This window comes from Pseudonocardia terrae (assembly GCF_021343995.1).
GTDB lineage: Bacteria > Actinomycetota > Actinomycetes > Mycobacteriales > Pseudonocardiaceae > Pseudonocardia > Pseudonocardia terrae.
This window is the reverse complement of record NZ_JAJTTE010000091.1, coordinates 1-17,252: the sequence shown is the minus strand read 5'-3', so window position 1 is coordinate 17,252 and position 17,252 is coordinate 1. Positions and strand designations below refer to the sequence as shown.

The window sequence follows — 17,252 nt, the reverse complement described above, 5'->3', positions numbered from 1 at the left end:
GCTCAGCGGCCCCCTGCTCAGCGGCCCCCTGCTCAGCGGCACCCTGCTCAGCGGCCCCCTGCTCAGCGGCCCCCTGCTCAGCGGCCCCCTGCTCAGCGGCCTTGCGCTTGACGACACCCTGCTCGGCGACGCGGGCGCGGGCGAACGGGGTCGGCGCGCCCTTCGCCGCCTCGGTCAGGCGCGCGGCGCGGGCCGCGGGCGTGAGCGCAGGTGCCTCGGCCTCCTCCTCCGCCCGGACGGGTCGAGCCGTTGTCCGGCCTGTCGGCCCCTGCTGCGCGTCGATCGAAGCGGACGTGCAAACCTCGGCCGGCCACTGTGCCGTGGCGGCAGCGCGGGGACCGGCAGCATCGACATCGGCCCCATGCAGCGAGCCGGCCAAGGGGCCGGAGGCCGCGCCCACAACGTCGGACGTCCCTGTGTGCCGGGGGTCGGCGTCAGCCTCGACCTCGGCCTCGACCTCGTCGGCGAGCGAGGGGGCCGACGCGGGCTGCGCACCGCCGGCGGTCGCGCGGCCGTCGGCGCGTTCCGCACCGGCCCTGTCCCCGCTACCCGGTTCACCGACGGACGACTCCTCCGGCGCCTGGCCGGGTTCGCCGGTCGCGGCGCGACGGGCCTCGGCCTGGATCGCGGCAGCGTGCTCGGCCGCCGCACGGTGGGCGCGGGCGCGGGCCAGCAGGACGTCGGACTGCACGGGAAGCGGCGCGGTGTCGGCCTCCCGGACGGCCACGGCGTCGGCCACCGTGCGCGGGCGCGCCTGGTCGGCGCTCCCGGCTCCGACCGCCATGGCAACCGGGGCGGCCTCGGGTGCCGGACGCGGAGCGGGCATCTCGCCGACGGACTCGCCGGTCCAGTCCGCGTGCGTGGGCTCGGCCACGGGCCGGCTCCTCGCCTTGCCGCGCAGCGCACGCACGACGACGATCACGACCGCGATCACCAAGGCCGCGGCCCCGACGCCCAGCGGCACGAGGACGTCAGCCGAGAACGCCTGCTCCATGGGCGCGCACGCTACGCCGATCTACGTCACGGTGCGCAATCGTTCTATCCGGAGCGTGACCCCGAGGTCGACCGGTCCGAACGGGCCGCGTCGTCGCGCCCGGACGATCGTCCAGAGCCGGACGATGACGCACCCGAACCGTTTCTCTCGCCCTTCGACGTGCTCCCGCGCGACTCGTCGGGAGGCCCTGACCTGCCGTTTCGTCCCTTCGAGGCGTCGCCGGGCGGGGCGGGCGCAGGCCGTACCGCGCCGACCTTGACGGTCTCGGACACCTCGTCGGCCGGTCCCCTCGCCGTCGGCTCGGCCTTGGCCTCGGGCGTGTCACCCGGCGTGTCCGACCCTGCGGAGGGCGCGGCCGCGCCCGACTTTTCAGCCGATCCGGTGTCCCCGGATCGCTTCACCGGGGACCGCGCCGAGACCGCCGACACCGCGACGGTGCGGTCCGGTTCCACCTGCCGCGCAGGCGGTTCGGGCTTCTCGCCGTCCTCATCGGACGACGTGAGCGGCACCATCGCGGTGGCCGGCTCGGCGTCGTCGTCGAGCTCCGGGCGGTTCTCGCCGCGGGCCTCGGACGCGGGCAGGAAGAGGTCGCCGGGCGCGGAACCGGGCGCGGCCTCGGGAAGCCGGACCGCCGTCGTCTCCTCGGCCGGGGAACCGGCCTGGGAGACGGACTGCGAACCGGGCTGTGACGGCGCCTGCGACGGCGCGGCACCCGGCAACGGCTGGGCGGCGGCCCCCGCGGCCGGACCCTCTGCGGGCGCCGGTCCGGCCTTCGGACGCGGGCTCGGCCGGCCGGGCCGTTCGGTCCGCGCCTCCTCCCCCTTCGGCGGCGAGGACGCGCCGGCCGTCGGCGGGGTCACGGCGAACCGCGCGGTCGGGGCGCCGAGCAGGCCCTCGAGCTGGCCGCGGAGACGGGTCAGCTCGGCGACGACGGCGTCGCGCTGGCGGCTCAGCTCGGCGAGCTCGGTCCGCGCACCCTCCTGCTCCTTGCGCAGCGACTCGGCCTCGTTCCGGGCGTCGCGCCGGGCGGCGGACCGGATCTCCTCGGCCTCCTCCTCGGCGGCCTGCAGGATGCTCTGCATCCGGTCGGTGAAGGAGCCGATCATGTCGGGCGACTCGGGTCCGCCCGGCCGGGCCCGCGGCGTGGGACGCGGGCGGGCCCCCGGGGGCGGCGGTCCCTGCTGCGGTCCCGGCTGCGGGCCCATCGGGCCGCCGGGGCCCATCGGGCGCTGCGGACCCATGCCCGGCTGCGGCCCCACGGCGGGGAACGGGTGGCTGCGGACGGCGTCGAGGTCCGCGCGCATGCGGGCCAGGACCCGCTGCAGGCGCGCCACGTGCTCGTCGACCTGCCTGCGGTCGTAGCCACGGAGCACGACGTCGAACCTCGGGGCACCGAGCGAGCGCTCACCCCCGTCAGCCGTCATGTCCCGACCCTTTCCGTCGCCGCCCCGCCACTCACCTCGCCGAGGGTAGGGAGATCCGTACTCGCGTTCAGAAGCGTTCACCCTAACGGAGCACGACTCCACCCGGCCAGTCGACTTGCGACAGCGGGCCGTGGAGCACTCACCCTCGCCACCGTCCCACGCGCGCCGACGCGCCTACCATCGGGTTCGTGGACACCTCGCTCAAGTCGACGCTGCACCGGCGCGGCCTGCGGATGACGCCCCAGCGCCAGCTGGTCCTCGACGCGGTCCGCGAGCTGGGCCACGCCACACCCGAGCAGATCTGCACCCAGGTGCAGCGCGCCGCGCCCGCGGTGAACATCACCACCGTGTACCGCACGCTCGACCTGCTCGAGGAGCTGCGGCTCGTCCGGCACACCCATCTCGGCCACGGTGCGCCGACCTACTCCGAGCGGGAGCACGAGCACGTCCACCTCGTGTGCCACCACTGCGGCGCGGTGAGCGAGGCGCCCACGGCCCTGATGGAGGCGCTGGCCGACCGGCTGCGCGAGCAGGAGGACTTCGAGCTCGACGTCACGCACGTCGCGCTCTCCGGGCGGTGCGCGAGCTGTCGCGATGCCGACCGGAAGGTGGCCGAGGAGCTCGAGGAGAAGGAGACACACGCGTGACCGAGGTCCCCGAGCAGACGGTCGAGCAGCCGGACCCCGACGCCGCCGTCCCCGCCCACCGCGGCGACCCGCTCGCCGAGCAGCGCGCGATGGCCCGCTCGGCCGCCGTCGTCGACCGTTCCCACCGCGGCGTGATCGCCGTGCCGGGCGAGGAGCGGCTGAGCTGGCTGCACCTGCTGCTGAGCCAGCACGTCAGCGAGCTACCGGAGGGCGCCGGCACCGAGGCGCTGATCCTCGACGCGCAGGGCCGGGTGCTCCACCACGCCCTCGTCTCGCACGTGGGCGACACGGTCTGGCTCGACACGGAACAGGACGACCTGGCCGAGCTGCTGGCCTACCTGCAGAAGATGGTGTTCTGGTCGAAGGTCGAGCCGCGCGACGCGACCGGCGAGCTGGCCGTGCTGTCCCTGGTGGGGCCGGACACCGCCGCCGTCCTCGCCGCGGCCGGCCTCCCGGCGCCCGAGGGGGCCTACGCGAGCGCCGCAATCCCGGAGGGCGGACTGGTGCGGCGCATGCCGTGGCCCGGACCCGACGCCGCCGACGTGCTCGTCCCCCGCGCCGAGCGCGACGCCTGGTGGGCGAGGCTGACGGCCGCCGGCGCCCGCCCCGCCGGGACGATGGCCTTCGAGGCGCTCCGGGTGGAGGCGCGGCGCCCCCGAGTGCATCTCGACACGGACGACCGGACGATCCCGCACGAGGTCGGCTGGATCCCGTCGGCCGTGCACCTCACCAAGGGCTGCTACCGCGGCCAGGAGACGGTCGCCCGCGTCGCCAACCTCGGGCGCCCGCCACGCCGACTGGTGCTGCTGCACCTCGACGCCGGCGACGAGGAGCTGCCCGTGACCGGCGACCCCGTCCAGAAGGACGGGCGCACCGTCGGGCGTGTGGGGAGTGTCACACAGCACCACGAGCTGGGCTCGGTGGTGCTGGCCCTGCTCAAGCGCTCGGTGCCCGTCGACACCGAACTGGTCGCCGGGACCGGGGAGCGGACGTCGCCCGCGGCCATCGACCCGGACTCGTACGTGCCCGACGACGGCGCCCCGCCGCCCGGGCGCGCCGCCCAGCTCCGCGTGCGCTAGCCGTCCCGCTGCCGGGCCGCGACCCGGCCCCAGAAGTCCCGCAGCCGGCCGTAGCACTCGGTGGCCTCGTCGAGGTCCCCCGCGCGCAGCAGCCGCAAGGCGCGCCGGACCTCGTCCGCCGAGTCGTCGGCGCGCAGGGCGGCGTCGTCGAGCAGGTCGACGAGGCCGCCGTAGTCGAGCTCGACGATCGAGGTCCGGTCGAAGCGCTCGAGCCAGCCGTGGGTCTCGGCGAGCACCTCCGCGGGCCCCTCGTCGCCGAGGGCGGCGCGCACCACCCGCTCGGCCTGCGCCGCCCGGCCGAGCGCCTTCCTGATCGGCACCCGCCACCAGACGCGACGCTGCGCATCCAGCCTGACCTGCCGTTCCTCGGCGTCGACCAGGGCGAACCAGGGCAGCGGGACGGTCCACGCGGCCGTGACGACGTGGGCCGCGGAGTCCCCGAGCTCGGCCACGGCCCGTTCCGCCCGGCGACGCGCCGCGGACTCCGGGACGACGAGTGCGGAGGACCGCAGCAGCGGGTCCTCCTCGGCCAGGAAGCCCAGCACGGCCGCCGCGGCGCGCGGGCGCGTGTCGAGCGGGCAGACGAACGGTTCGCCACCCTCCCCACCGAGGACCAGCACGTCGACCGGGGCGCCCGCGCCGCCGCCGGCGTCGCCCGGGAGGAGCCGCCCGTGCAGCATCGCCCGCAGGCACACCTCGCGCTCCCGCCGGCCTGCCCGCTCCGGCCGGACGGCCCCGCGCGCGAGCCCCGCCCGCACGGCGGCGCCCGACGCACCGTCGAACGCGCGCAGCGGCTCGTAGACCCGCAGGTAGGAGAGGAACGGCGACGGCACGGTCCGAGATCCTTCCGCACCGGCCCGCCCGGCGGACACGGCCTCCGCACGATCCGGTGGCCTGTGCGGCGCGGACCGCGCACGGAACTCGGTCACACCATGCATGCCACGTCGCACGCTCGCGGTCCCGCACGGTACTGTGGAGCCCAGGACAGTGATGACACAGACGGGGCCGCCGAGACATCCGGCCGCCCCTTCCCTGTTGTAAGGGGGACCAGCCATGGGGCGCGGACGAGCCAAGGCCAAGCAGACGAAGGTGGCCCGAGCGCTCAAGTACAGCTCCCCCACCATGGATCTCGACGCGTTGCAGCGGGAGATCGGCAGTGGGACGGCGGTAACCGACGACGACGAGTCGTACGACGAGTACGCCGAGCGCTACGGGTCGTACGCCGACGACGAGGACGACGAGCGCCGCTAGCGCGGTCCTCCCGCCCACCGCCGGGGCGGCTGTTCAGCACCACCGCACGTCACGACGCGCCCTCCCACCCGTCGCCGGACGGGTGGGAGGCGTCCGTCGTGGCCGTTCGCCGTGTCCCCGTGCCCGCACGGGAACGTGAGCCTTCCCACGGTCGTCGCGCCACGCCCGGGCGGCGGACCGCCCCGGAGGCCGACCACGCTGCGCCGTCAACGAGCTCCGTCGCAGGTCAGCGCCGTTCCCGGCGCATCGCCGGGAATGGGATCGGACGTACCGCCCACCCTGCGGCGATCGATCTTCACCCGATAGCCTCACGCCGACGAGAAGGCGGTGAGCGATGCGCGGGAACCTGTTCGCGGTGGCGGTGGACCTGGTGGTCCTGACCGTGCGCCACGACCAGCTCAACGTCCTGCTCGTCCGGCGCGCGGAGCGGCCCTACGAGAGCCACTGGGCGCTGCCCGGCGGCTTCGTCCGGCCCGACGAGGACCTCGGGGACACCGCGGCGCGTGAGCTGGTCGAGCAGACCGGCGCCGCCACGCAGGGCGCGGTGCAAGGGCACCTCGAGCAGCTGGGCGGGTACGCGGCACCGGGCCGGGACCCGCGCGGCCGGGTGCTCAGCATGGGCTATCTGGCGCTACTGCCCGACGTACCGGACCCCGAGCCCACCGGCGCGACGGCGGCGTTCCTTCCCGTCGAGGACGTCTACGGGCTGGCCTTCGACCACGACACGATCCTCGCGAACGGCGTGGAGCGGGCCCGGGCGAAGCTGGAGTACACCACCCTCGCCGCGACCTTCTGCCCGCCGGAGTTCACGGTCACCGACCTGCGCCGGGTCTACGAGGCCGTGTGGCGCACCGAGATCGACCCGCGCAACTTCCAGCGCAAGGTCACCTCGACGCCCGGCTTCCTCATCCCGACGGCCACCCGGGTCACCGGGGGCCGTGGCCGGCCGCCGCAGCTCTTCCGCCGTGGCCCGGCCACCGCGCTGCACCCGCCGATGCTCCGCGAGCCCGTCGCCGTGGCCCACGCCTGACCCGCGGACCGCTCCTCAGAAGCGGGGGTGCTCGCCCACCAGCTGCACCCGGGACCCGACCTCGCCGGAGGTCTCGCCCTCGGCGCGCCGGACGTCGCCGAGCACCCAGGCCGGCACGTGCCGGGCGGTGAGGACGGCGAGGGCGCGGTCGACGTCGTCGGGCGGCAGGACCGCCACCATCCCGACGCCCATGTTGAAGGTCTTCTCCATCTCGCCGCGCTCGACCCGGCCGCGGCCCTGGATCAGCTTGAACACCTGGTCCGGGGTCCAGGACCCGCGGTCGGCGACGGCCACCAGCCCGTTGGGCAGCACGCGCTCGAGGTTGCGGGCCAGCCCGCCGCCGGTGATGTGCGCGAAGGTCCGCACGCCGGTCTCCGCCGCCAGGGCCAGGCAGTCCCGGGCGTAGATCCGGGTCGGGACCAGCAGCTCCTCGCCCAGGGTGTGGCCGAACTCCTCGACGTGCCCGTCGAGCGGCATCCGGGCGATGTCCAGCAGCACGTGCCGAGCGAGCGAGTAGCCGTTGGAGTGCAGGCCGGAGGACTCCATCGCGATGAGCACGTCGCCGGGGCGGACCCGCTCGGGCCGCAGCATGGCCTCGGCCTCGACGATCCCGATCCCGGTGGCCGACAGGTCGTACCCGCCGGCCTCCATCAGGCCCGGGTGCTCGGCCGTCTCGCCACCGAGCAGGGCGCAGCCGGCCTGCTGGCAACCCTCGGCGATGCCCTTGACGATCGTGGCGACCTGCGTGGGCACGAGCTTGCCGACGGCGATGTAGTCCTGCAGGAACAGCGGCTCCGCGCCGCAGACCACCAGGTCGTCGACCACCATGGCGACCAGGTCGAGGCCGATGGTGTCGTGCTTGTCCATCGCCTGCGCGATGGCGACCTTGGTCCCCACCCCGTCCGTCGACGCGGCCAGCACCGGCTCGGTGTACTTGCCGAGCTTGGGCGCGAACAGCCCGGCGAACCCCCCGATCCCGCCCAGCACCTCCGGGCGCGTCGCCTTCTCGGCGTACGGCCGGAGCTGCTCGACGGCCTCCTCACCCGCCTCGATGTCCACGCCCGCGGCGGCGTAGCTGGCGTGCGGGTCCTGCTCGGGGGTCGACGGGGAGGTCGGCATGGGTCGGGCTCTCGTTCCTGGAGGGAGGTCTCGGACGCGGGGGCACCCGCGTCCGCCGGGTCGGCGGGCGTGCACCGCCCCGGCCGCCCGGCCCGCGGTGGCGGACCGGGCCGGCACAGGCCTCAGGGCCTGTTCAGCGCTTCCGCAGCACCGTAGCCGACGGACAGCGGCGCCGGGGTGTCCCGGGCGTTCTCCCGCAGCGGCCCGGGGTCGCCGGACGCCGCGCCCGCGGCCTCGAGCGCCGGGGCCTCGAGGAGGTGCTTGCCCAGGCGGGCCTCCTCCGGCAGCGGGATCGGGTACTCGCCGTCGAAGCAGGCACAGCACAGCCGGCTGCGGGGCTGCTCGCTGGCCGCGACCATGTTGTCGACCGACACGTAGGCGAGCGAGTCCGCCCCGATGGAGCGCCGCACGCCCTCGGTGTCCAGCCCGCTCGCGACCAGCTCCGCCCGGCTGGCGAAGTCGATGCCGTAGAAGCAGGGCCAGCGCACGGGCGGCGAGGCGATCCGGACGTGCACCTCGAGCGCCCCGGCCTCGCGCAGCATCCGCACGAGCGCGCGCTGGGTGTTGCCGCGGACGATCGAGTCGTCCACCACGACCAGGCGCTTGCCGCGGATGACGTCGCGCAGCGGGTTGAGCTTGAGCCGGATCCCGAGCTGGCGGATCGTCTGCGAGGGCTGGATGAAGGTCCGGCCGACGTAGGCGTTCTTGACCAGGCCCTGGCCGTAGGGGATGCCCGAACCCTGGGCGTAGCCGATCGCAGCCGGGGTGCCGGACTCGGGGACCGGGATCACCAGGTCGGCCTCGACCGGGGCCTCCTGGGCCAGCCGGCGCCCGATCTCGACGCGCGCGCCGTGCACCGAACGGCCGGCGATCGAGGTGTCCGGGCGGGCCAGGTAGACGTACTCGAAGACGCAGCCCTTGGGTTCCGGGGCGGCGAACCGAGCGCTGCGCATGCCGTCGGAGTCGATCGCGAGCAGCTCGCCCGGCTCGACCTCACGGACCATCGAGGCACCGACGATGTCCAGCGCCGCCGTCTCGCTCGCGACGACCCAGCCCCGCTCCAACCGGCCGAGGACCAGCGGGCGGACGCCGTGCGGGTCGCGGGCGGCGTAGAGGGTGTTCTCGTCGGCGAAGACGAAGGAGAAGGCACCGCGGACGCGCGGCAGCAGCCGCATCGCGGCCTCCTCCACGCCGGTGTCCGCGGCGGAGGCGGCGAGCAGCTCGGCGACCAGGTCCGAGTCCGTGGTGGCCTGCACCCCGGAGTCGCGACCCTTGTCCTGGAGCTTCCCGACCTCCTCGCGCAGCTCCGCGGTGTTCACCAGGTTGCCGTTGTGCCCGAGGGCCAGGCCGCTCCCGGTGGCGGTGGTGGTGAAGACCGGCTGCGCGTTCTCCCAGGTCGTGGACCCGGTGGTGGAGTACCGGCAGTGGCCGACGGCCAGGTGACCGCGCAGCGAGGACAGGGTCTGCTCGTCGAAGACCTGGCTGACCAGCCCGAGGTCCTTGAAGACGACCATCCGGCGGCCGTCCGAGACGGCGATGCCGGCGGCCTCCTGCCCGCGGTGCTGCAGGGCGTAGAGGCCGTAGTAGGTCAGCTTGGCCACGTCCTCCCCCGGAGCCCAGACGCCGAAGACGCCGCACTCCTCCTTGGGGGAGTCGTCGACCACGGGGTCGGCGGTGGCGGAGGGGGTGTCGGAGTGGACGGGGGTCTCGTTCCGGCTGGAACTCAACGCACTCGCTCCTCGGGGAACTCGGGGTGGCGGCTACTCGATGGTACGCCGCCGCAGGCCCGGAACCCATCCAGCGGGACCGGCGTCACCGAACCACCGGCCCTGTCCGAGGTCGCACCCGAGCCGGCGGAGCCGCTCCGCCTGCACGTCCGTCTCCACCCATTCGGCCGTGACCTCGAGGCCGAGTGCGTGCGCCATGGCGACCAACGAGCCCACGATGCTCTCGTCCACGGGGTCCGGGCTCTCGTGCCGGAGCCCGTCGATGAACGAGCCGTCGATCTTCAACGCGTGCACGGGCAGGCGGCGCAGCCACGCGAGGCTGGAGTAGCCGGTGCCGAAGTCGTCGAGGGCGAGGCGCACGCCCGCGGCGCGCAGCGCGGACAGCGCGTCCATGGTCGCGGGCTCGTCGCCCAGCACCGCCTGCTCGGTGATCTCGAGCTGCAGCCGGTCCGGGGCGAGCCCGGTCTCGGCCAGCCGGGTGACCACCTCCTCGACGAACCCCGGCTCCGGCAGCTGCACCGGGGAGACGTTGACGCTCACGTAGGGCGCGTCGACGCCCAGTTCCCGTTGCCAGGACGCCGCCTCCCGGCAGGCCTCGGCCAGCACCCACCGGCCGAGCGGCACGATCGCGCCGCTGCGCTCGGCGAGCTCGATGAACCGGCCGGGCCCGAGCAGCCCCTGCTCCGGGTGCTCCCACCGCACGAGCGCCTCGACGCCGCGCACCGACCGGTCGGTCAACCGCACCAACGGCTGGTAGGCCAACCGGAACTGGTCCCGCTCGACGGCCCCGCGCAGGCTCGCGAGCAGCGCGAACCGGGCCGCCTCCCCGGCGTCGCGCTCCGGGTCGAACACCGCACGTGTTCCACCGCCCTGACCTTTCGCCCAGGACAGCGCCACGCCCGCCGCCCGCTGCAGCTCGGCCGGGCACTCCGACGCGGTGCCGCCCTGGGCGATCCCGATGCTGGCCGTGACCCCGATCCACCGGCCCGAGACGTGGAAGGGCGCGGCGAGGGCCTCCAGCAGCCGGTCGGCGACCGCCGACACCTCGCCGACGCCCTCGGGGTCGGTCAACAGCACGGCGAACTCGTCGCCGCCGGTCCGGGTGACCAGGTGCGGACCGGCCGCGGTGCGCAGCCGGTCGGCCAGTGCGGCCAGCAGCTCGTCGCCCACGGCGTGCCCGTGGATCTCGTTGACCCGGCGGAAGTCGTCGACGTCGATCGCGCACAGCCCCACCCGGGTCGCCGAGCCGGCGAACGCCTGCTGCACGGCCTCCTCGGTGATGTCCCGGTTCGGCAGCCGGGTGAGCCGGTCGCGCGACGACGCCTCGACGAGCCGCGTGCGCAGCCGGTACCGCTCGGAGACGTCCTCGATCACGCCGATGAGGTGGCTCGGCCGGCCCGTGTCGTCCCGGATCAGCGAGCCGGTGACGTGTCCCCAGACGTACATCCGGGTCGGCCCGGCGAACCGGACGTCGATGCTCACGGTGTCCGGGGTGCCGGAGACCAGGCGGCGGTAGGAGGCGTCGAAGGCCTCGTAGTCGTCCGGGTGGATGAAGTCGGACACGGGCCGCGGCAGGCTGGGGCGCTCCAGCATGCCCAGCATCCGGCAGGCGGCCGGGTTGAGGTCGACGACCTCGCCCTCCAGCGTCGCGATCGCGATGCCGACCGGGCCCTGGGTGTAGATCGTGCGGTAGTGCGACTCGCTCTCCGCCAGCGCCTTCTCGACGTCCCGGCGGGCCCGCAGGGTGGCGCGCATGAGGTCCTCCTGCGCCTGGTGGGCGCGGAACCTCAGGGCCCCGGCGAACCCGGCGGCCAGCTCGTCGAGCGCGAGGGACAGTCGCTGCCGGTCCAGCGGCGAGGTCATGCCGAGGGCGCCCGGGGCGGCCTCCCTCAGCAGCCGGACGGTGCCGGGCAGGACGTCCTCCGGCGCGGCTCCGACCAGCCCGGCCCGGTCCCCGCAGAAGCCCGACGCGGCCAGGTCGGACCCGATCCCCCGGACGGCCAACGGCCAGAAGGGTTCGGCGCGCAGCGCGGCCCCCAACCGGGTGAGCAACGACGCGAGCACGCCCGCGTCCTCGATCCCGGCGTTCGGCAGCAGCTCGGCCCAGCGCTCCGCGAGCGAACGGATCTCGGGACCCGGCTGCTCGCCGAGGATGCCGCCGAGCCCGCCGAGCGCTCCGGCCGCAGCCGTGCGCAACAGTCCGGCCGGCAGGTCGTCGGGGCCCGGGAGGCTACCCGCTGCCACCACGCAGCCACCTCCCGTCGCCCCTCGGACCCGTCCGTGTGCCGATCGGGGCAATCTTCGACCTCATGACGCCGTTTCGCCACCAGTACGGCGCAGGCGTCGCCCGTTCCGGGGATCGGGCGGGCCCACCGGACGGGGCCTTCAGCGCAGTGGGAGCAGCGCCCCGACCTCCGGGGCGCGGGACCCCGAGGCGCTCACCGTGCCGGATCCCACGGCGTTCGCCCAGTTCAGACGGCCCGTCGCGAGCGCGAGCCAGGTGCGGGCGTCCATCTCGACGATGTTCGGCGGGGTGCCGCGGGTGTGCCGCGGCCCCTCGATGCACTGGATCGCCGCGTAGGGCGGGATCCGGACCTCGACACTGTGCCCCGGCGCCCGCTCGGCCAGAGCGGCGAGGGACTCCTTCACCGCCTCCTTGATCACGCTGCGTGGCGGCGTGGTACCGCCGGCCAGCCACGCGTCGAGCAGATCGGCCTCGTTCGCCGGGTCGGTCACGGGCTCGGTCACAGGGTCTCGGCGCCCGCCCGGGCCTCGCGGCCGGCCTCGAACAGGGCGGGCAGGGTGCCCTCCCACGCCGCGCGCAGCTCGGCGAGCGGCAGCGTGGGGATGTCGTCGATCGTGAGCCCGGCGCCCGCCGCTCCGCCCGACTCCTCGCTCGCGCCGACCGTGCCGAGGCGCTCGGCCGGGACGCCCGCCTCGGCGGCCGCGGCGAGCAGCGCGTCGGCCGCCTCGGGCGCCACCGTGACCAGCACACGCCCGGTGCTCTCGGAGAACAGCGCGACGAACGGGTCCACCGCCAGCGCGGCCGGCAGCGCGACGGCCGCGCCGTGCCCGCCGACCAGGGCGGCCTCGACCAGGGCCTGGGCCAGGCCGCCCTCGGACAGGTCGTGGCTGCCGGTCAGCACGCCGGCCTGCGCGACCAGCAGCTGCGCCAGCCGCTGCTCGTGCGCCAGGTCCACGGCGGGAGGCTCGCCGCCCAGGTGCCCGTGCACGACGTGCGCCCACTCGCTACCGCCCAGCTCGTCGGCCGTCGACCCGAGCAGGACGACGACGTCGGCCTCGCGGCGGAAGCCGGACGGGACGCGCACGGCCACGTCGTCGATCACGCCGAGCACGCCGACGACCGGGGTCGGCAGGATCGCCTGCGTGCCCGTCTGGTTGTAGAAGCTGACGTTCCCGCCGGTCACCGGGATCCCGAGCTGGGCACAGCCGTCGGCCAGGCCCCGGACGGCCTCGGAGAACTGCCACATGACGTGCGGGTCCTCCGGCGAGCCGAAGTTCAGGCAGTTGGTCACGGCGAGCGGCACGGAGCCGGAGGTGGCGACGTTCCGGTAGGCCTCGGCCAGCGCCAGCTGCGCGCCCGCGTAGGGGTTCAGCGCCGCGAACCGGGCGTTGCAGTCGGTGGCGACGGCGATGCCGCGGCCGGTGGACTCGTCGATCCGGACCACGCCGGCGTCGGCGGGCTGCGCGGCGGCGGTGTTGCCGCGGACGTACCGGTCGTACTGGTCGGTGACCCACGCACGGCTGCAGAGGTTCGGCGAGGCGGCCATGCGCAGGATCTCGGCGCGCAGCTCGGACGGCGCCGAGGGCCGGGGCAGCGCCGCCGGGGTGTCGGCCACCAGCTCGTCCTGGCCGGGGCCCCGCTCGACGGGGCGCTGGTAGACAGGGCCGTCGTGCGCGACGGTGCGCGGCGGCACGTCGACGACGGTCTCGCCGTGGAAGTCGATGACCAGCCGGTCCCCGTCGGTGACCTCGCCGATCACCGTGGCGATCGTGTCCCACCTGCGGCAGACGGCCATGAACGCCTCGACGTTCTCCGGCGCCACGACCGCGCACATCCGCTCCTGCGACTCGCTGGAGAGGATCTCGGCGGGGGTCATGCCGCTGGCCCGCAGCGGGACGGCGTCGAGCTCGATGTGCATACCGCCGTCGCCGGCGCTGGCCAGCTCGGAGGTCGCGCAGGAGAGGCCGGCGCCGCCGAGGTCCTGGATGCCGACGACCAGGCCGGCGTGGAACAGCTCCAGGCAGCACTCGATGAGCACCTTCTCGGTGAACGGGTCGCCCACCTGGACGCTCGGCAGCTTCGTGCGGCCGGTGCCCTCGCCGAAGGTCTCGCTGGCCAGCACCGAGACACCACCGATGCCGTCGAGCCCCGTCCGCGCGCCGAACAGGATGATCTTGTTGCCGGTCCCGGAGGCGAAGGCCAGGTGCAGGTCCTCGGTCCGCATCGCGCCCACGCACAGGGCGTTGACCAGCGGGTTGCCGGCGTAGCTGGCGTCGAACACGACCTCGCCGCCGACGTTGGGCAGCCCCAGACAGTTGCCGTAGCCGCCGACACCGGCGACCACGCCCGGCAGCACCCGCGCGGTGTCCGGGGCGTCGGCGGGGCCGAACCGCAGCGGGTCGCCGACCGCGATCGGCCGTGCGCCCATCGCCATGATGTCCCGGACGATGCCGCCCACACCGGTCGCGGCGCCCTGGTAGGGCTCGACGTACGACGGGTGGTTGTGCGACTCGACCTTGAACGTGACGGCCCATCCGTCGCCGATGTCGACCACCCCGGCGTTCTCGCCGATACCGGCGAGCATCTTCTCCTTCATCGCGTCGGTCGTGGTCTCACCGAAGTAGCGCAGGTGGACCTTCGAGGACTTGTAGGAGCAGTGCTCGCTCCACATCACCGAGTACATCGCCAGCTCGGCGTCCGTGGGCCTGCGGCCCAGGATCTCGCGGATGCGGGCGTACTCGTCGTCCTTGAGACCCAGCTCGCGGAAGGGCTGCGGCTGGTCGGGCGAGGCCGCGGCGTTCGCGACGGTGTCGATCGGGATGTCGGTGACGGTGCGGGCGTCGAGCTCGGTCACGGGTACCAGCGTAAACGTCGCGGAGGACTGGTTCGGCGAGCCGTCCGTCTCACCAGATTCGATGAGCGTCGCTAACGAAGATCGCCCGGTTCCCGTTCTCCACCTCCGACGGGCGGACCGTCCAGGTCATCGGCATCGACGCGTGCGAACCCGGTACGTACGGCGGCGACGAGGCGACCGAGCAGGCGCGGAGCAGCCTGGAAGGGCAGCAGGTCACGCTCACTCGGGAACCCGGCGTCGAGAAGGACCGGCACGGCCACGACCTCCGCTACGTCGAGACGTCCTACGGAAGCGACTTCGGCGAGTTTGCGGTGATCTACGACCACACGACCGTCTACGACGGCCATGGCGCGCCTGCCGCTGACCTCGCCGACCGGCCCATGTCGTGGCCCTGCTGATCGTGATCGCCGTGGTCGTCACGATCGTGAAGTGGCTGTTGATCACGGCCGCGATCCTCGCCGTGCCGTTCGGCGCGTGGTTCGTCTACGACCGCGTCTCGGTGGCGAAGCGGCGGGCGAAGCGGCGGGCGAAGGAGGAACGTGCCGTGACGAGTGCGGTGGAGCGGCGCCGCGAAGTGGAGAGCCGCGCGGTCTTCGACGCGGCCGGCGGCTGCGGCTGGTGCGGTCAGCGCTCCATGCATCTCGACGCGCTGGGCGGCGTGATGCACCCGGCCGCGTTCCACCGTCACGAGATCGAGGAGACGATCGCGGCCACACCACCGCGGTAGGCGCTGCCGCCGCCGGTCACCGGCCGTTCGGCCCAGTCCCCCGCGGCCGGATCCCGGGTAACGTCGGTCACAGGGGTCGGGTGCGGAGGAGGCCGGTCGTGTCGAAGGTCGTGCTGCGCGTCGCGCAGGTCGTCGGAGTGCTGGTGCTGGCGGGGATCGCGATCAGCGTGGCCGTCGGACTGGTCCAGTGGCTGCTGGGGATCGCCCTGATCGTCGCGATCCCGGTGGGCGCGTACTGGATCTACAAGCAGGTCAAGGCGCGCCGGCAGCCGCCGGCGCTGGCCGCGGGCGCACCCGTCACGCTCGGCCCGGGCTCGACGGCGAGCGGAGTTGCGCGCGCGACCGATCGGCGGGCCGAGCTGGAGGGTCGCGCGGTGATCGACGCCGCCGGCCGCTGCGGCTGGTGCGGCTCTGCGGCGCTGCACAAGGACGAGTTCGGCTTCCCGACCACACCGCTCAAGTACCACCGCGCCGAGATCGACGCGATGCTCTGACCGGCTCCGTCAGTTGCCCGGCAGCTTGACCACGCTGACGAAGAAGTGGTCGATCTGCTTGATGGCCTCGATGAAGCCGTCGAAGTCCACCGGCTTCGTCACGTAGGCGTTGGCGTGCAGTTGGTAGCTGCGCAGCACGTCCTCCTCCGCCTGCGAGGTGGTGAGCACGATGACCGGGATCGAGCGCAGCTCCTCGTCCGCCTTGACCTCGGCGAGCACCTCCCGGCCGTCGCGGCGCGGCAGGTTGAGGTCGAGCAGGATCAGGTCCGGTCGCGGGCTGTCCTCGTAGGGCTCCTCGTTGCGCAGGTAGGCCAGCGCGGCCGCACCGTCGGTGACGACGTCGAGGCGGTTGTGCAGGTGCTCCTCGAAGGCCTCGCGGGTCATGAGGACGTCGCCCGGGTCGTCCTCGACCAGCAGGACGTTGACGACGCGGGCGGGATCGGTGAGGGCTTCGCTCACGAGGACTCCTTGCTCGGGACCGCACCGGCGAGGGCCGGGTCGGCGGGGGGCGGGGCGGCCGGGGACATCGGCAGGGTCAGGCGGAAGGTGGTGCCGGGCTCGTCCGCCGCGCCGTGGTCGACCCAGATGCGGCCGCCGTGGAACTCGACGATCTTCTTGGCCAGGGCCAGCCCGATGCCGGTCCCGGCGTAGACCTCCCGGCCGTGGAGACGCTGGAAGATCACGAAGATCTTGTCGACGAACTCGGGCTCGATGCCGATGCCGTTGTCCGACACCGAGATCTCCCATTCGTCGCCGCGCAGGACGGCGTCGACCCGCACGAGCGGCGGCACGTCCGCGCGGTGGAACTTCAGCCCGTTGCCGATCAGGTTCATCAGCAGCTGCTGGATCAGTGACGGATCGCCGGGCACCGTGGGCAACCCGTCCGCGATCACGACCTCGCCGCCGGTCTCCTCCACGGCGGAGGCCAGCTGGGTCGCGGCGGCCCGCGCGACCTTGCCCAGATCGACCGGCTCGAACCCGGTGGTGGTGCGGCCGACGCGGGAGAAGGCCAGCAGGTCGTTGATCAGCCGCTGCATGCGCTGCGCCCCGTCGACCGCGAACTCGATGTACTGGTCGGCCCGCTCGTCGAGCTTGCCGCCGTAGCGCCGCTGCAGCAGCTGGCAGAAGCTCGACACCTTGCGCAGCGGCTCCTGCAGGTCGTGGCTGGCGACGTAGGCGAACTGCTCCAGGTCGCGGTTGGAGCGCTCGAGGTCGCGGGTGCGGTCGTCGAGCTGCGCGTTGGCCTCCTGCAGCTCGTCGACCTCCCGCTGGATGTGGGCGCGCATGGCCTCGACGTCGGCACCGAGCTCCACGATCTCGCGCGGGCCGCTGCCGAGCACCCGCGTGCCGACCGAGCCCTCGACCACCTGACGCGTCTGGGCCGCGACCCGTCGGATCGGGCTCAGGATGACCTTGCGCAGCCCGATCGCGGCGAGCAGCAGGAACACCGCGGCGACGACGGTGATCGCGATCCCGACGACGGCCAGGAAGGTGATCGACGAGTCGAGCCGCTGACGGGCGGCGAGCCGCTCGCCCTGCAGGTCGTCGAGCAGCCCGGCGGAGGACGCGCGGACCTGGTCGAACAGCTGCCGGCCCTGCTGGACGTCCGGACCCGGCGCGCCCGTCCGCGTCGCGGCGATCGTGGGCTCGGCGTAGTCGCG

16 protein-coding genes are annotated in these 17,252 nt (G+C 74.3%); 6 read left to right on the top strand and 10 right to left on the bottom strand.

Going from position 1 to position 17,252, the window contains the following annotated elements; translation table 11 throughout:
* Both LWC33_RS33055 and LWC33_RS33050 read right to left on the bottom strand, forming a co-directional pair.
* On the bottom strand, positions 1 to 994 hold a 994-nt coding region (locus tag LWC33_RS33055; RefSeq protein WP_233308640.1), incomplete at its 3' end, for a hypothetical protein.
* A 44-nt stretch (positions 995 to 1,038) separates the two neighbouring features.
* Positions 1,039 to 2,418, bottom strand: a complete 1,380-nt coding sequence (locus LWC33_RS33050) for a hypothetical protein (RefSeq protein ID WP_233308639.1) — start codon at positions 2,416 to 2,418, stop codon at positions 1,039 to 1,041.
* A gap of 188 nt (positions 2,419 to 2,606) precedes the next feature.
* Here LWC33_RS33050 and LWC33_RS33045 point away from each other — a divergent pair, with 188 nt between their 5' ends.
* Together LWC33_RS33045 and ygfZ are read left to right on the top strand one after the other, a co-directional pair.
* Complete coding sequence (locus LWC33_RS33045; RefSeq protein ID WP_308191048.1) at positions 2,607 to 3,065, top strand: Fur family transcriptional regulator; 459 nt, start codon at positions 2,607 to 2,609, stop codon at positions 3,063 to 3,065.
* On the top strand, positions 3,062 to 4,144 hold the full coding sequence (gene ygfZ / locus LWC33_RS33040) for a CAF17-like 4Fe-4S cluster assembly/insertion protein YgfZ (protein ID WP_233308638.1): 1,083 nt from the start codon (positions 3,062 to 3,064) through the stop codon (positions 4,142 to 4,144). Before LWC33_RS33045 ends, ygfZ begins: the two co-directional genes overlap by 4 nt.
* Here ygfZ and LWC33_RS33035 read toward each other — a convergent pair.
* Entirely contained in the window at positions 4,141 to 4,977 is an 837-nt protein-coding gene (locus LWC33_RS33035) for a DUF8083 family protein (protein ID WP_233308637.1), read from the bottom strand. The two genes, ygfZ and LWC33_RS33035, sit on opposite strands and share 4 nt — an antisense overlap.
* A 220-nt stretch (positions 4,978 to 5,197) precedes the next feature.
* On the opposite strand from LWC33_RS33035, the gene LWC33_RS33030 reads away from it, so the two are divergent.
* Together LWC33_RS33030 and LWC33_RS33025 are read left to right on the top strand one after the other, a co-directional pair.
* Complete coding sequence (locus LWC33_RS33030) at positions 5,198 to 5,395, top strand: DUF3073 domain-containing protein (RefSeq protein WP_037049508.1); 198 nt, start codon at positions 5,198 to 5,200, stop codon at positions 5,393 to 5,395.
* 334 nt (positions 5,396 to 5,729) lie between these two features.
* Positions 5,730 to 6,425, top strand: coding sequence for an NUDIX hydrolase (locus LWC33_RS33025; RefSeq protein WP_233308636.1), 696 nt, complete (start codon positions 5,730 to 5,732; stop codon positions 6,423 to 6,425).
* Between the two features lie 15 nt (positions 6,426 to 6,440).
* Here LWC33_RS33025 and purM read toward each other — a convergent pair whose 3' ends face one another.
* From purM to purL, 5 genes are all read right to left on the bottom strand, one after another.
* Positions 6,441 to 7,544 (bottom strand): phosphoribosylformylglycinamidine cyclo-ligase, encoded by a 1,104-nt coding sequence (purM, locus tag LWC33_RS33020; RefSeq protein WP_233308635.1) that lies wholly within the window; start codon positions 7,542 to 7,544, stop codon positions 6,441 to 6,443.
* A 122-nt stretch (positions 7,545 to 7,666) separates the two neighbouring features.
* Positions 7,667 to 9,208, bottom strand: coding sequence for an amidophosphoribosyltransferase (gene purF, locus LWC33_RS33015; RefSeq protein ID WP_233308642.1), 1,542 nt, complete (start codon positions 9,206 to 9,208; stop codon positions 7,667 to 7,669).
* Positions 9,209 to 9,304: 96 nt separating this feature from the next.
* The gene (locus tag LWC33_RS33010) at positions 9,305 to 11,515 is read right to left on the bottom strand and encodes a putative bifunctional diguanylate cyclase/phosphodiesterase (protein ID WP_233308634.1); all 2,211 of its coding nucleotides are present in this window, start codon (positions 11,513 to 11,515) and stop codon (positions 9,305 to 9,307) included.
* Positions 11,516 to 11,656: 141 nt separating this feature from the next.
* Positions 11,657 to 12,019 carry a sterol carrier family protein gene (locus LWC33_RS33005; RefSeq protein ID WP_233308633.1) on the bottom strand — a complete coding sequence of 121 codons (363 nt, stop codon included), beginning with the start codon at positions 12,017 to 12,019 and terminating at the stop codon, positions 11,657 to 11,659.
* Positions 12,016 to 14,370: a phosphoribosylformylglycinamidine synthase subunit PurL gene (gene purL / locus LWC33_RS33000; RefSeq protein ID WP_233308632.1), complete on the bottom strand. Its 2,355-nt coding sequence runs from the start codon at positions 14,368 to 14,370 to the stop codon at positions 12,016 to 12,018. Before purL ends, LWC33_RS33005 begins: the two co-directional genes overlap by 4 nt.
* Before the next feature lie 385 nt (positions 14,371 to 14,755).
* On the opposite strand from purL, the gene LWC33_RS32995 reads away from it, so the two are divergent.
* Positions 14,756 to 15,097 (top strand): hypothetical protein, encoded by a 342-nt coding sequence (locus LWC33_RS32995; RefSeq protein ID WP_233308631.1) that lies wholly within the window; start codon positions 14,756 to 14,758, stop codon positions 15,095 to 15,097.
* Between the two features lie 98 nt (positions 15,098 to 15,195).
* Positions 15,196 to 15,591 (top strand): hypothetical protein, encoded by a 396-nt coding sequence (locus LWC33_RS32990; protein WP_233308630.1) that lies wholly within the window; start codon positions 15,196 to 15,198, stop codon positions 15,589 to 15,591.
* Positions 15,592 to 15,600: 9 nt separating this feature from the next.
* On the opposite strand, the gene LWC33_RS32985 is transcribed toward LWC33_RS32990, so the two are convergent.
* Together LWC33_RS32985 and LWC33_RS32980 are read right to left on the bottom strand one after the other, a co-directional pair.
* Entirely contained in the window at positions 15,601 to 16,050 is a 450-nt protein-coding gene (locus LWC33_RS32985) for a response regulator (protein WP_308191047.1), read from the bottom strand.
* On the bottom strand, positions 16,047 to 17,252 hold a 1,206-nt coding region (locus LWC33_RS32980), incomplete at its 5' end, for a sensor histidine kinase (protein ID WP_233308629.1). The genes LWC33_RS32980 and LWC33_RS32985, both read right to left, overlap by 4 nt.